Origin of the sequence: Brevundimonas phoenicis (genome assembly GCF_047237745.1) — a bacterium.
Taxonomy (GTDB): domain Bacteria; phylum Pseudomonadota; class Alphaproteobacteria; order Caulobacterales; family Caulobacteraceae; genus Brevundimonas.
Genome location: NZ_JBDFLN010000001.1, coordinates 1,775,086 through 1,788,944, shown reverse-complemented (window position 1 = coordinate 1,788,944; position 13,859 = coordinate 1,775,086). Strand labels below are relative to the sequence as shown.

The 13,859-nt window shown below is 67.9% G+C and carries 12 protein-coding genes; 4 read left to right on the top strand and 8 right to left on the bottom strand.

Annotated features, from left to right (window positions below):
* Positions 1–30: 30 nt before the first annotated feature.
* Complete coding sequence (smpB, locus tag ABC419_RS08835; RefSeq protein WP_412877691.1) at positions 31–501, bottom strand: SsrA-binding protein SmpB; 471 nt, start codon at positions 499–501, stop codon at positions 31–33.
* Entirely contained in the window at positions 501–1,385 is an 885-nt protein-coding gene (gene dapA / locus ABC419_RS08830) for a 4-hydroxy-tetrahydrodipicolinate synthase (protein WP_412877692.1), read from the bottom strand. The genes smpB and dapA overlap by 1 nt, the downstream gene beginning before the upstream one ends.
* Before the next feature lie 115 nt (positions 1,386–1,500).
* Here dapA and ABC419_RS08825 point away from each other — a divergent pair, with 115 nt between their 5' ends.
* Entirely contained in the window at positions 1,501–3,531 is a 2,031-nt protein-coding gene (locus ABC419_RS08825; RefSeq protein WP_412877693.1) for a lytic transglycosylase domain-containing protein, read from the top strand.
* On the opposite strand, the gene ABC419_RS08820 is transcribed toward ABC419_RS08825, so the two are convergent.
* The 4 genes from ABC419_RS08820 to ABC419_RS08805 are packed head-to-tail and all read right to left on the bottom strand — an operon-like array spanning position 3,522 to position 6,701.
* Positions 3,522–4,289: an ABC transporter ATP-binding protein gene (locus ABC419_RS08820; protein ID WP_412877694.1), complete on the bottom strand. Its 768-nt coding sequence runs from the start codon at positions 4,287–4,289 to the stop codon at positions 3,522–3,524. The genes ABC419_RS08825 and ABC419_RS08820 overlap by 10 nt on opposite strands.
* The gene (locus tag ABC419_RS08815) at positions 4,286–5,275 is read right to left on the bottom strand and encodes a FecCD family ABC transporter permease (protein WP_412877695.1); all 990 of its coding nucleotides are present in this window, start codon (positions 5,273–5,275) and stop codon (positions 4,286–4,288) included. The genes ABC419_RS08820 and ABC419_RS08815 overlap by 4 nt, the downstream gene beginning before the upstream one ends.
* A complete protein-coding gene (locus tag ABC419_RS08810) occupies positions 5,272–6,069 on the bottom strand; it encodes an ABC transporter substrate-binding protein (protein WP_289647758.1) in 798 nt (265 codons plus the stop codon). The genes ABC419_RS08815 and ABC419_RS08810 overlap by 4 nt, the downstream gene beginning before the upstream one ends.
* Positions 6,066–6,701: a TetR/AcrR family transcriptional regulator gene (locus ABC419_RS08805; RefSeq protein ID WP_125901279.1), complete on the bottom strand. Its 636-nt coding sequence runs from the start codon at positions 6,699–6,701 to the stop codon at positions 6,066–6,068. The genes ABC419_RS08810 and ABC419_RS08805 overlap by 4 nt, the downstream gene beginning before the upstream one ends.
* A 123-nt stretch (positions 6,702–6,824) precedes the next feature.
* On the opposite strand from ABC419_RS08805, the gene ABC419_RS08800 reads away from it, so the two are divergent.
* Genes ABC419_RS08800 through ABC419_RS08790 form a run of 3 tightly spaced genes read left to right on the top strand, consistent with a single transcriptional unit; the run spans position 6,825 to position 9,950 of the window.
* Complete coding sequence (locus ABC419_RS08800) at positions 6,825–8,225, top strand: glycosyltransferase (RefSeq protein ID WP_289647759.1); 1,401 nt, start codon at positions 6,825–6,827, stop codon at positions 8,223–8,225.
* 16 nt (positions 8,226–8,241) lie between these two features.
* Positions 8,242–9,141 (top strand): RsmD family RNA methyltransferase, encoded by a 900-nt coding sequence (locus ABC419_RS08795; RefSeq protein ID WP_412877696.1) that lies wholly within the window; start codon positions 8,242–8,244, stop codon positions 9,139–9,141.
* Positions 9,138–9,950, top strand: a complete 813-nt coding sequence (locus ABC419_RS08790; RefSeq protein ID WP_412877697.1) for a TrmH family RNA methyltransferase — start codon at positions 9,138–9,140, stop codon at positions 9,948–9,950. The genes ABC419_RS08795 and ABC419_RS08790 overlap by 4 nt, the downstream gene beginning before the upstream one ends.
* Here ABC419_RS08790 and ABC419_RS08785 read toward each other — a convergent pair.
* Together ABC419_RS08785 and hrpB are read right to left on the bottom strand one after the other, a co-directional pair.
* Positions 9,947–11,236, bottom strand: a complete 1,290-nt coding sequence (locus ABC419_RS08785; RefSeq protein ID WP_412877698.1) for an MFS transporter — start codon at positions 11,234–11,236, stop codon at positions 9,947–9,949. The genes ABC419_RS08790 and ABC419_RS08785 overlap by 4 nt on opposite strands.
* Before the next feature lie 64 nt (positions 11,237–11,300).
* Positions 11,301–13,736 (bottom strand): ATP-dependent helicase HrpB, encoded by a 2,436-nt coding sequence (gene hrpB, locus ABC419_RS08780; RefSeq protein ID WP_412877699.1) that lies wholly within the window; start codon positions 13,734–13,736, stop codon positions 11,301–11,303.
* Positions 13,737–13,859 lie beyond the last annotated feature (123 nt).

Genomic DNA, 13,859 nt, shown 5'->3' with positions numbered 1-13,859 from the left:
CGTCGCGCGGCGCGCAAAGCGGAACTGCACTTATCCCTTGTCGCGCAGCAGGCGCGCCTTGTCGCGCTGCCAGTCGCGCTCAGCCGAGGCTTCGCGCTTGTCCTGCAGCTTCTTGCCCTTGGCCAGGGCGATTTCCAGCTTCGCCTTGCCCGCCTCGTTCAGATACAGGCGCACCGGCACGATGGTGCGGCCGTCACGCTGAACGGCGCCGATCAGCTTGTCGATCTGCTTGCGGTGCAGCAGCAGCTTCCGATGGCGGCGCGGCTCGTGATTGAAGCGGTTCGCCATCTTGTAGGGCGGGATGTCGGCGTTGATCAGCACCATCTCGCGTCCTTCAGGCGAGACGTAGCTTTCGGCGATATTGGCCCGACCGTCGCGCAACGCCTTGATCTCGGTGCCCAACAGTTGGATCCCGGCCTCGATGTGGTCCTCGAGGAAATAGTCGAAGCGCGCGCGCCGGTTCTCGGCGATCGTCTTCTGCTTGGGCGCGTCTGCGGCCATCAGGCGACCCCGGCCTCGGCCAGCGCCTTGTCGATGGCGGGCTTCACGGCGTCGGCCGTCAGCGACAGCGGCAGGCGAACCTCTTCCGTGCACAGGCCCAGCTTGGCCAGGGCGTATTTGGTCGGCGACGGCGAGTTGTCGAGGAATAGCGCCTTGTGCAGGCCGATCAGGCGCTCCTGCCACGAGCGGGCGGCGGCGAAGTCGCCGGCTTGGATGGCGTCATACAGGGCGACCATGGCCTCGGGCGCGACGTTCGAGGTCACGGAGATGACGCCGACGCCGCCATGTGCGGCATAGCCCAGATAGCTGGAATCATCGCCCGAGATCAGGTCGAAGGCGCCGTCGATGTTGGCGCGCATCCAGCTGGCCCGCGCCACGTCGCCGCTGGCGTCCTTTATGCCGACGATGTTCGGGTGCGCCGACAGGGCCGCTGTCGTCTCGTTCGCCAGGTCCACGCCCGTGCGTCCCGGCACGTTGTAGAGCAGGATCGGCAGTTGCACGGCGTCGGCCACGGCTTCGAAATGCGCCTGCATCCCGGCCTGCGACGGACGGTTGTAATAAGGGGTGACAACCAGCGCGCCGTCCGCGCCGACCGTCTTGGCGAAGCGGGTCAGCTCGATCGCCTTGTCCGTCGCGGACGAACCCGCGCCCGCGATGACGCGGATGCGCCCGGCGGCGATCTCGACGCACTGTTCGACCACGCGCTTGTGTTCATCCAGGTGCAGGGTGGCGCTCTCGCCCGTGGTGCCCATCGGTACGACGCCGTGAACTCCAGCGGCGATCTGGCGTTCCAACAGGCGCTTGAAAGCGGCCTCGTCCACGTTTCCGTCACGAAGAGGTGTGATCAGGGCGGTGATCACGCCCTTGAACAAGGGGGCGGTCATGGGAACAACATACCTGTGCGGAGAAATGGGCGGCGTTCCGCCCGTCACTAATCGGCAAAGGGTAGGTTGCCCGCCGCTTGGCCGCAACCAAAGATGAATGAGGATCAGATATCTGATGATCGCGACGACCGTGGCCGCCGCCCTGGCGATACTGACTCCACCGGCTCAGGACGTGCTGAACAGCACGCCGACGCCCTATTCCGCCAGTCAGGGCGGGATCATCAGCAACCAGGACGCCGCCCTGGTGCAGCAAGGGCTGACGGCCGCGCGGGCGCGCGACGTCGTGGGCACGCAGTCCATCATGGCGCGCATTTCCGATCCGACCGCGCGCAAGCTGGTCGAGTGGGCGCTGGTCGACACCTCGGACAAGCAGATGTCCTACAGCGACCTGGCGCTGGCCCAGACCGACCTGGCCAACTGGCCGCGCGGCGATTCGCGTCGGGCGGCGGGCGAGCGTGCGCTGGACATGGCGGGTCAATCGCCGGACGCCGTCCTGGCCTTCTTCAGCGGAACCGCACCGACCACGGCTCAGGGCGCCATCGCCCTGGCCGGCGCGCTGGAGCAGACGGGTCGCCGTCAGGAGGCCCAGGCCCTGATTCGCGACTGGTGGCGCACCCAGAGCTTTGAAGAGGCTCAGCAAAGCCGAATTTATGCGCGCTGGGGCGGCTGGCTGACGAGCGACGACCATGTGACGCGGTTGAACATGCTGCTGCTGGGGCCGCACGGCCCGGCGACGCGCGCCATGCTCGCTCTGGTCCCGGCCGACCGCCAGGCCGTCGCCAATACCGTGATGGCGCTGCGCACCGCCTACGCCCCTGACGTGATCGTCAGCGGCCTGTCGTCCGCCCAGGCTAATGATCCGGCCGTGGTGCTGGAGCGGGTGCGCCTGTTGCGCTCGGCCGGGCGTCAGTCCGAGGCCTTCCCGCTGTTGTCCGCCCTGCCCGCCGCGCCGTCGCACACGGACGGCCAGAACACCCTGTGGAGCGAGCGCCGCAACTACTTCCTGGACGCCCTGCAGCAAGGGAACGCCCGCGCCGCCTACGCCTCCATGAACGGCCACGGCTTCCCCTCGGGCGAACGCAAGGTCGACGCCGAGTTCTTCGCAGGCTGGGTCGCCCTGACCAAGCTGAACGACCCGGCGACGGCGGCCCAGCATTTCGAAGTCCTGCGCAACGCCTCCTCGACCCCCATCACCCAGGGCCGCGCGCTGTACTGGCTGGGCCGGGCGGCCGAGGCGCGGGGCGATCGCGAGGGCGCTCAGCGGTGGTATCAGGCGGGCGCCCAGCACTGGCAGACCTTCTACGGCCAGTTGGCGGCGGAAAAGGCGGGCGCAACGACCCTGACCCTTCCGGGCGAACCGTCGCCGTCGGCGGAAGACGTCAACCGCTTCGAGGGCAATGAGGTGGTGCGCGCCACCCGCATCCTGGGCCAGATCGGCGAGAAGACCCTGATGCGGGTCTTCGCCTATCATCTGGATGACACCCTGCCCTCACCCTACGACCTGTCGCAGCTGTTCGACCTGATGCAGGGCTACGGGGACCAGTTCGGCTCGATGATGGTCGGGCGCGCGGCCAGCCAGCGCGGCTTCGTCATGCCCGAGCGCATGTATCCGATCCGCCTGCCGCAACAGGTTCCGGGCATGGCGCCGAACGAGTTCGCCCTGGCCATCACCCGTCAGGAATCCAGCTTCGATCCTCTGGTCCGCTCGCACGCCGATGCGCGGGGCATGATGCAGCTTCTGCCCGCGACGGCGCAGGGCGTGGCCCGCCGCATGGGCCGCTCGTTCAGCTCCGAACAGCTGTGGGATCCGGAGGTCAACATGACCCTGGGCAGCTATCACCTGGGCGAACTGATGAACAACTTCGGCGGATCGCCGCTGCTGGCCGCCGTCGGCTACAACGCCGGCCCGGCCCGACCGCCGCAATGGACCGCGCGCTGCGGCGACCCGCGCCAGGCCCAGGTCGATCCCATCGACTTCATCGAATGCGCCCCCTTCACCGAGACGCGCAACTACATGATGCGGGTGATGGAGAACATGCAGGTCTATCGCGCCCGCCTGAACGGCGGCTCGGCGCCGCTGACGCCTTCAGCGGACCTGGCGCGGGGCACGCCGCCCAACACCGGCCCGCGTCCCTATCAACCCTGAGGCGACAGACGGCGGGCCGCCAGGAGCGGCCCGTCCAACGCCTCTAGCCAGACGGCGTCCAGATTAAACACCGTCTTCAGCACGCGCGGCGACAGGGCCTCGGTCGGCGCCCCCTCCGCCGCCGTCCGCCCTTGATCCAGCACCACGACCCGATCAGCGAAGCGCGCGGCCAGCGTCAGGTCATGCAGGCTGACCAGGACGCCATGCCCGCCGTCGGCGCGCGCCCGCAGCCGCTCAAGCACCAGAAGCTGGGCGTCGGGGTCCAGACCGGCGATCGGCTCGTCGGCCACCAGCAAGGGAGCGGAAACCGTCAGGGCGCGGGCCAGCAGAACGCGCGCCCGCTCTCCACCCGACATCTCGGCCACGCCGCGATCCGCCAGATGGCCGACGCCGACCTCGCCCAGCGCGACACGCGCACGGTCCAGCGCGGCCGCGCCCGCCAAGAAGGGCGCGCCCAGCGCCGCCAGCTCGACCGCTGGCAGGTTCCACGCAATCGAACGGTCCTGCGGCAGATAGGCCGCACGCTCGCCGCGCTGACGTTCAGTAAGACGCCGCGCCTCATCGTCGCCCAGACGAGCCGAGCCTTGCGTCAGCGGGGTCAGGCCAAGAGCCGCGCGCACCGCCGTCGACTTGCCCGCCCCATTCGGCCCGCACAAAGCCACGACCTCGCCCGGCCGCACCGACAGGAACGCGCCCTTCAGCACTTCGACGCCGCCGACGCGGGCGTGGGCGTCCTCAAGCTGTAGCAGAAGACTCACAGCCGCCACTCCCGAGCCGCGCGCCAGGCGATCAGCGCGAACAGCGGCGCGCCGACCAGGGCGGTGAAAACGCCCAGCTTCAACTCCTGATCCGTCGGCAGCATCCGCGCCGCCAGATCGGCGGCGACCAGCATCAAACCTCCCGCGAGGGCCGATGGCAGAAGCAGTCGCCCCGGATCACCGCGCACCGCCGTTCGCACCAGATGCGGCGCCGCCAGACCGACGAAGCCGATGACGCCCGCCACAGCCACTGCAGCGCCCGCCGCAACGGCGGCAGCCGCCAACGCCAGCACCCGCATTCGCCCCATCGGCAGGCCCGACGCTCGCGCCGCCTCCTCGCCCAGGGTCAGCATCCGCAGGCCCGGCGACGCGCTGCGCGCGAGCAAGGCGGCGATCAGGGCGGCGGGCGCCACCCAGGCGACATCGATCCAGCTACGGTTCTCGACCGAACCCAACAGCCAGTTCATCACCTCGGCTGAAGCGATCGGCGACGGCGACAGGTTGAAGATCAGGGCCGTCAATGCGCCCGCGAAGCTGGACAGAGCCACGCCGAACAGGATCAGCGCCTCGGGCGTCCGCACCCGTGCGGCCAGGGCGATCAGCAGCCCGCCGCCGACCGTCGCACCAAACAGGGCCGAAACCTCCACCGCTCCGGGGATCGCCGCCAGCCCCAGCACGATGGCCGTCGCAGCGGCCAGGGCCGCGGTTGCTGACACGCCCAGCACGCCTGGCTCCGCCAACGGGTTGCGCAACAGCCCCTGCATCACCGCCCCCGCAAGCCCCAGAGCCGCACCGACGAACAGGGCGCAGACCGCTCGGGGCGCGCGCACGAGCCACAGCACCTGGCCGGGGCCGGAAGCCGGGTTGGCCAAGGCCTCGGAATACTGCGCGCGGTCGAAGAGGGCTTCCCCCAGGGTAACGGCCGCCGTCAAAGCGACCAGGATCGCCAGACCCAGACCGATATTCAGCCTCGTCACGCTCCTCATTTCGCCTGCTCCGCCAGCAGGGCGGCCGCATCCGCCGCGAACCAGGCCGGACACGTCAAGGCCGCGCCTGGCAAGCTGGCGGCGGTGTGTTCAGCCGTCGCCCGTCGCATGACGGGATGCCGTCCCGCCCCGCGCCAATCCGAACGCGCCAGATCGAAGAACCCCTTCACATAGAGGGCGGGCGGCGTCAGCAGCACCCGTTCAAGCCCCAGCGGCTGATAGCCGGGTCGTTTCACTCCGTTGCGAAACCCCGCCGACCGCAGAATCGCATCCATCAACGAACCCGGCCCGCTGGTGAAACCGCTGGCCGTCACATAGACCGCCGTCCGGCCTCGTCCGGCGCTGGAGGCATGGGCCAGACGCGCCTCCATCCGGCGGATCAAGGCTTCGCCCCTGTCGCGACGGTCCAGAGCTGCGGCCACCTTGCGGATATTAGCCTTCACTCCGTCCATGTCCGTCGCATCGTCGATGCCGACCGTTCGCACCCCGCGCCGATCCAGCACCCCCAGGAGGCGGGCGTCGCCGCCCCAGTAACGTACAGCTACGTCCGGCTGGAACCCTGTCGCGGCCTCCAAAGTCGGCCGCACCTGCCGCCGTCCTTTAGCCGCCTCGCGCATCCAAGCGTCCGGATCATCGGCGCGCGGCGAAAGAGCGATGTCCGCTTCGGGCGCCAGGGCGAGAACGAATTGGTCTGCGCATTGATCCAACGCCATCACGCGCAGCGCCGCCGCCTGCACCGTTTCAGCCCCCCCCACGGACAACAGTGCTGCGAGCGCGCAAAGACGCCGTTTCACTGGGCGGTCAATCCCTTGAACAGGACGTCCAACTGGGTGCGGATCAGCACGTCCCGATCCGCCCAGTCGAAATAGGGCTTGGTGATCATTATGGAGACCAGGCCGTGAACACTGGCCCATATCACCTGCGCCAGAACGCGCGCGTCGCCTCGCAGAACGCCTTCGGCCACGGCATCCTCGACAACCGCCACCACGGCCGCGAACAGCTCCGCCCCAGCTCTTTGCGCAATGGTCTCGGCCCCATGGCGCGTTTCGACGGCAGGGGTCAAATAGGCCAGGCGATAGGCGTTGGGGTTTTCGAAGCCAAAAGCCACATAGCCTTCAGCGATCCGACGCAGACGCGCCAGGGGCGGCGCCGGATCTGCCAGAATCGCACGATTGCGTCCCGCTAGGCCTTCGAAGGTGTTGCGGCAGATTTCGTTCAGGATTTCGCCTTTATCGGCGAAGTGCATGTAAAGGGCCGTTGACGACAATCCGACCTTGTCCGCGATCTTGCGGATCGTGGCGCCGTCATAGCCGCTCTCAACGAAAATACGCTCGGCCGCCGCCAGGATTTCGGCGCGACGTTCGTGCCCCTCTCCCTTGGGTTTACGGCTCGAACGCGGCGCGGGGGCTGAAGGGACGACCGACAATCAGATGACTCCCTGAACGAAGGACATGAGTCCCTCGCCGACGTTAGCCCGCACGCCCCCTCTAGCCAAATCCGAGGTTTGAAGTATCAATGATATTAACAACCCATTAAGTGAGAACACGGGGTGACGGCTACCTATCTTCAGACGCTCGCCACCGCGCGGACGACCCTCACGCTCGGCCAGATGGCAGCGATGTGCATCTTCGGGCTGAGCAGCCTGCTGGGCGCGGTTTTCCTTCAAGACTTCGCCGCTCTTTGTCTGTTCGGCGTCCAGATCAGCTTTCTGGCGCTGGCGGCATGGAGGCTGAGTCTGGTCGCCCTTCGGCCGCCTGTGCTCGCGACCGAGCCGCTGCTCCATTCATGGAATGAAGAATGGCCGCGCTACACGATCGTCGCGGCCCTCTATCAGGAAGCAGAGATACTGCCCCATTTGGTCGAGCGGCTGGCGGCCATCGATTATCCGGCAGAACGACTACAAGGCTTCCTGGCGCTGGAGACTGACGACCATGCCACCATTACAGCCGCGTCCCAGCTGCATCTGCCGGAATGGCTAACGGTTCTCGTCGTGCCAGCCGGGGCGCCGAAAACCAAACCGCGCGCCCTGAACCACGCCCTGTCGCTCGCAACCGGCGACTTTCTGACCATCTATGACGCCGAGGACGACCCGGACCCGCTGCAGTTGAAGGAGGCCGCAGCGCGCTTTCGAATCGAGAGCGAACGCCTGGCCTGCGTCCAGGCCCCGCTGCGCATCCGTAGCCGTCGCAAGGCAAGCCCGCACCCGTTGCTCGATCGGCAATTCGCGGCGGAATACGCCGCCCTGTTCGAGATTACCCTACCTGTTATGGCGCGACTGGGTTTGCCGTTCCCGCTAGGGGGCACCAGCAATCATTTCCGCGTCTCTGTATTGAAGGCTTTAGGCGGCTGGGACGCCTGGAACGTTACGGAAGACGCAGACCTGGGCTTTCGTATCTGGCGTTCAGGCTATCGACTGGGGGTCATCAGCCGCCCGACCTATGAGACGCCGCCAGGCCCGCTGCGCTTGTGGCTGCCGCAAAGAACGCGTTGGCTGAAAGGCTATCTGCAAACTCTGGCCGTTCATACGCGTTCTAGGGGCGGCATGGGCTGGCGCGGCTGGATCGCTCTGATCCTGACCATCGGGGCGGGGTTGGGGTCTGCCGCCGTGCATGCAGGCTGCATGGCGTGGGTCGCGGTCATTTCCCTGATGGCAGTGATGGACGGTCGCCTGCCGTCGCTGTCGATCATGGGCTGGACGGTCCTGATCGTCGGCCTCGCTGCCGCCTGGATCATCCAGCTGCGCGGTTCGCGGATCGCCGGGACACCCTATGGACCGATCGATATGCTGGTTTCCCTGCCCTATTGGTCGCTGCTGAGCCTGGCTTTCGTACACGCCGCCGTCCGTCTGGCGCTGGAACCGCATCACTGGGACAAGACCCCGCATCAAGTCGATGTCGAGCCGATCGCAGCCCCTGACCTCTATTCCGACGCTGGACGAGCGGCCGCCTGAGCGCCTATCAGCGCGCATGGCTCCGGTTCTCTCCTCCTCGCCCGAAACCCTCGTCACGCGCGGGTGGTCGGACTACGCCCTTCTGGACAGCGGCGACGGCCGCAAGCTGGAGCGCTACGGCCGCTATACCGTCGTGCGCCCCGAGCCTCAGTGCTTCTGGAAAGCGCATGACGAGACCGCCTTTGAAAACGCCAACGCCCTGTTCGACCCGCAGCAGGAGGAAGAGGATTCCGGCCGCTGGCGCTTTGACGCCCATGGCCCGATCGACGCCTTTCCGCTGAAATGGCGCGACGTGCGCTTCATGGGGCGCTTCACCCCGTTTCGGCATCTGGCCTTCTTCCCTGAGCAGGCCGCCAACTGGGAATGGCTGGACGCACGGGTCCGCACGCTCAAACAACCGAAGATCCTGAATCTGTTCGGCTATACCGGCGTGGCCAGCCTGGCCTGTTCGGCGGCCGGCGCCCACGTGACCCACGTCGACGCCTCCAAGAAGTCCGTCGCCTATGCGCGCGAGAACGCCGAGTTGTCAGGCCTGGCCGACCGCCCGATCCGCTGGATCGTCGAGGACGCCCGCAAATTCGTCGCGCGCGAAGTCCGTCGCGGCAGCAAATACGACGGCGTCATCCTCGACCCCCCGAAATACGGGCGCGGCGCCAACGGCGAGGTCTGGCGCCTGTTCGAGGACATGCCCGAACTGCTGAAGGACTGCGCCGCCCTGCTGTCCGACGACGCCTCCTTCCTGCTTCTGAACGCCTATGCGGCGCGGATTTCCGGCCTGTCGCTGGCGCACATGATGGCCGAGGCGACGCATGATCGCGACGGGCGCATCGACTGGGGCGAGCTGGCCCTGTCCGAAGACAGCGAGCACGCCCGCGCCATCGGCCTGTCCTTCTTCGCCAGATGGAGCGCCTCATGACCGAACGCCTCATCACCTCCCTGACCAACGACACCATCAAGGCCGTCCGCGCCCTGCATATGCGCAAGGAACGCGAAGCCACCGGCCGCTTTCTGGCCGAAGGGCTGAAGTTCATCGGCGAGGCGCTGGATCAGGGCCGCGCGCCGGTCATGCTGCTGGTCGGTCAGGACGCCCGCCCGCATCCATTGCTGGACCGCGCCAAGGCCGAGACGCTGAAAAGCGGCGGCCAGATCATCGTCGTCACCCACGCCATCCTCGAAAAGATCAGCCGTCGCGACAATCCCCAGACGGTGCTGGGCGTATTCGAACAGGTCTACACGCCGCTGGAAGCGATCCAGCCCGACGCCAAGCCCTGCTGGGTGGCGCTGGAACAGGTGCGTGATCCGGGCAATCTGGGCACCATCATCCGCACGGCCGACTCGGCCGGTTGCGGCGGCGTCATCCTGATCGGCGACTGCGTCGACCCGTTTTCGGTCGAGGCCGTGCGCGCCACCATGGGCTCGGTCTTCGCCGTGACCATCAGCAAGGCCTCGCGCGAAGAGTTCCTGGTCTGGCGCGCCTCATGGCCGGGCAGCGTCATCGGCACCCGCCTGGACGCGACACACGGCTATCGCGACAGTCCTGTGCGCCACCCCGCCATCATCATGATGGGGAATGAACAGGCGGGCCTGACCGACGAACTGGCCGCCGCCTGCGACCTGAATGTCAAGATTCCCATGCGCGGCCGGGCCGACAGCCTGAACCTGGCCGTCGCCACGGGGGTCATGGTCTATGCCGTGACGGACGCGGCCTACGGCTCCAGCCTCTAGGCCTCGCCGTCGGTCTTGATGCGGCCCATGCCGATCAGGGCCAGGACCGTCAGCACGGCCGCCGCCGTCAGATAGGCGCCGACGGCCTGAAGGCCGTAATGGCCCGCCAGCCACGTCGCGGCGTAGGGCGCCAACGACGCCCCCAGAATGCCGGCCAGGTTGAAGGTCATAGACGCGCCGGTGTAGCGCACCGTCGTCGGGAAGGGCCGCGCCAGCGCCGCGCCCAGCGGTCCGTAGGTGCAGCCCATCAGGCTGAAGCCGATGATGAAGAAGGCGATCACGCCGACCATCCCGCCGCTGCCGAACAGCGGCGCCAGGGCCAGGCCGAACAGGGCGATGGCGACGGTTGTCACAAGCAGCGTCCTGCCCTGCCCCCACCGATCCGCCGCCAGAGCCGCCAGCGGAATGAACAGGCCGAAGAAGCAGACGCCCAGCAACTGGATCGGCAGGAACTGCTCCCGCGTATAGCCCATGCTCGTCGTGCCCCAGCCCAAGGCGAAGACCGTCATCAGATAGAAGAGGACAAAGGTCGCCAGTCCAGCCAGCGTCCCGGTCAGCAGGGCGAACTTGTGGTGCGCTACAAGCATCAGGGCTGGCGCCTGAACCCGTTCGGCGCGGTCGATCGCGCGTTTGAACTCGGGCGTTTCGGTGATCTTCAACCGCATCCACAGGCCGACAATGACCAGCAGAGCGCTGGCGATGAAGGGGACGCGCCAACCCCAGGCCATGAATTGATCCTCGCTCATCACCTGTCCCAGCAGGATGAAGCTCAGGGTCGACAGGATGAAGCCGATCGGCGCGCCCAGTTGGGGGAACATGCCGAACCAGGCCTTCTTGCCCGGAGGCGCATTCTCGGTCGCCAGCAGGACCGCCCCGCCCCACTCGCCGCCCAGACCCAGGCCCTGACCGAACCGACACAGGGCCAGCAGCAGGGGCGCGATCACCCCGACCGAATGCCAGGTCGGCAGCAGGCCGATGGCGATGGTCGACAGGCCCATGGTCATCAGGGCCGCCACCAGGGTCGCCTTGCGCCCCACCCGGTCGCCAAAATGGCCGAAGACGACCGCCCCGATCGGTCGGGCGAAGAAGGCGATGGAGAAGGTGGCGAAAGAAGCCAGCATGGCCGTCATCCGATCGCCGCCAGGGAAGAACAGGTCTGGAAAGACCAGCACCGCCGCCGTGGCGTAGATGTAGAAGTCGTAGAACTCGATCGTCGTGCCGATCAGGCTGGCGAACAGAACGCGCCGCTTGGAGGCAGACGGCGGTGAAACAGCGGCGTCGGTCACGCGAAATCCTTACGGTTGACGCACGATCTTTGCGGCGCTGCGCATCCATGCGTCAAGCGCAGGATCAGCTTCCGCGAGGCTTGACCCTATTGGTCGGCGCCGCATTGGCCGGGTCTTCCGGCCAAGGATGGCGCGGATAGCGGCCGCGCATCTCGCTGCGCACCGCCGTCCATGATCCGGCCCAAAACCCCGGCAGGTCTTTCGTCACCTGCACCGGCCTTCGTGCAGGTGAAAGCAGGCTGAGCGTTAGGGGAACGCGGCCGCCGCCCACGGTCGGATGGGTCTTCACTCCGAACAGTTCCTGCACGCGGATTTCGACGCGCGGCCCGCCCTCGGCGTCGTAGTCGATGCCCGCGCTGCCCAGCGGCGTGGTCAGGCGCGTCGGCGCCAAATCATCCAGCTTGCGTTGCAGATCCCAGGGGATCAGACCACGCAAGGCCTCGGCCAGCTTGCCGTCGCCGATGTCGGCCAGCGACCGCGCCCCGTCCAGCAGAGGCCACAGCCAATCCTCGCGCGCGTTCAGCAGACCTTCGTCCGAGACGTCGGGCCAGGCGTCATCCAGTCCGCGCAGGAAGGCCAGGCGCGCCCGCAGCGCCCCCGCCTGCTCCCCCCATTTCAGCGCGCCCAGCCCCCCGGTCTCGATCTCCGACTTCAGCGCCGCCGTCATGGTCGCCCGATCCGGCGCGCCGACGACCTTTTCATCCAGCACCAGGGCGCCGATGCGCCGAATGCGGCGGATCACCGGCTTGCCCGACGGTTCGCGCGCCAACCGATCCTCGACCTCGATCAGATGGGCCAGATCGGTTTCCAGCGTCGCCGCATCCAGCGCCGCCGCCAGCCGGATGCGGTCGCGCGCATCGCCGCCGCCCAGTTCGGCCACCGCCAGCCAGGGCGCGCGCGCCAGATGATCCGTCGGTTCGATGAAGGCGCCGCGCCCCGAGGCCAGCAGCACCTCGCCCGGCTTGCCCTTGGCGCGCGCGATGCGTTCGGGGAAAGCCTCGGCCAGCAGCAGCCCGGCGTACGCCTCTCCGTCGCGCCCTCCGCCCGCTGCTCGCACCCAGCGTTCGGCCAGCTTCATCGCATCGCGAGCGCGCGGCGAGCGATCTCGCTCCAGCCCCTTCAGACGATCGTGCAGGTCAACGCTGCCGCCGCCCAGACCGGGCTCGCTCAGCACCGCCGCGATCTTCGCGCCTTCAAGAGCGTCGCCCTGATCCGAGGCGACCGCGACCATGTGCGCTAGGCGCGGCGCTAGGGGGATGCGGGTCAACCGCCGACCGTGCGGCGTCAGATCGCCCTTGGCGTCGAGCGCGCCCAGCCGCGTCAGAACCTTGCGCGCCTCGGACATCGCCCCGGCGGGCGGCGGGTCCAGCAGGGCCAGCCCCTCGACCGACTTCGCTCCCCATCGCGCCAGATCAAGGGCGAAGGCGGTGAGGTCCGCCTCCTGGATTTCAGGTCGCTGATGGGCGACCAGACCGCGCGTCTGCTCCTCGTCCCACAGGCGATAGCAGACGCCGGGCTCGACCCGGCCTGCGCGCCCTCGCCGCTGCTCGGCCGAGGACTTGCTGACCTTGACCGTCGCCAGACGGGTCAGGCCGCTGGAGGGCTCGAAACGCGGCACGCGCGACAGGCCCCCGTCGATGACGACGCGCACGCCCTCGATGGTCAGGCTGGTCTCGGCGACGGAGGTCGCCAGCACCACCTTGCGGCGGCCGGGCGCCGCAGGCTCGATGGCGCGATCCTGCTCGCCCTTGTCCAGGGCGCCGTACAGGGCGACGACATCGACGCTCGGATCGCGCAACCGCTCGTTCAGACGCTGAACGGTGCGGTGGATCTCGCCCTGTCCCGGCATGAAGGCCAGGATGGAGCCGGTCTCGTCATGCAGGGCCTGCATCACGGCCTTGGCCATGGCGTCCTCGAACCGCTCGACCGGGTTGCGGCCCAGATAGCGGGTCTCGACCGGGAACATGCGCCCTTCGGCCTCGATGACGGGCGCATTCTCAAGCAGGCGCGACACGCCAGCGATGTCGAGCGTCGCCGACATGACCAGCAGACGCAGGTCATCGCGCAGCACCGACTGGCTATCTCTCGCCAAGGCCAGACCCAGGTCAGCGTCGAGACTGCGTTCATGGAATTCGTCGAACAGGACGGCGCCGACGCCTTCCAGCGCCGGATCGTCCAGAATCATGCGCGTGAAGACGCCCTCTGTGACGACCTCGATTCGCGTATCCGGGCCGATCCGGCTTTGAAGGCGGGTGCGATAGCCGACGGTTCCGCCCGCCTTCTGGCCCAGGGTGGCGGCCATACGGTCGGCTGCGGCGCGCGCGGCCAGTCGTCGCGGCTCCAGAACCAGCACCTTGCCGTCGCCCAGCCAGGGCTGGTCCAGCAGGGCCAGGGGCACGACTGTCGTCTTGCCCGCGCCCGGCGGTGCGGCCAGCACGACCGCAGAGCTCTGGGTCAGGGCGGCCTTCAGTGGTTCCAGAACGGCGTGAATCGGCAGCATGACACGGGCTGTAGCGCCTTCAGCCGGGGTCACGAAAGCGTCGTCCGCACGTCATCCTTCGTAAACCGCGTTGCGCCAAGGCCCGCAGATGGCTAGCGTCCCCGCCCAAGAAGGCGACCCGGG

Bases quoted from the DNA above. Each gene is read 5' to 3' on its own strand.
- ABC419_RS08825 (WP_412877693.1), top strand. From the start codon at position 1,501: ATGATCGCGACGACCGTGGCCGCCGCCCTGGCGATACTGACTCCACCG.
- hrpB (WP_412877699.1), bottom strand. From the start codon at position 13,736: ATGCTGCCGATTCACGCCGTTCTGGAACCACTGAAGGCCGCCCTGACC.
- smpB (WP_412877691.1), bottom strand. From the start codon at position 501: ATGGCCGCAGACGCGCCCAAGCAGAAGACGATCGCCGAGAACCGGCGC.
- ABC419_RS08795 (WP_412877696.1), top strand. From the start codon at position 8,242: ATGGCTCCGGTTCTCTCCTCCTCGCCCGAAACCCTCGTCACGCGCGGG.
- ABC419_RS08790 (WP_412877697.1), top strand. From the start codon at position 9,138: ATGACCGAACGCCTCATCACCTCCCTGACCAACGACACCATCAAGGCC.
- ABC419_RS08815 (WP_412877695.1), bottom strand. From the start codon at position 5,275: ATGAGGAGCGTGACGAGGCTGAATATCGGTCTGGGTCTGGCGATCCTG.
- dapA (WP_412877692.1), bottom strand. From the start codon at position 1,385: ATGACCGCCCCCTTGTTCAAGGGCGTGATCACCGCCCTGATCACACCT.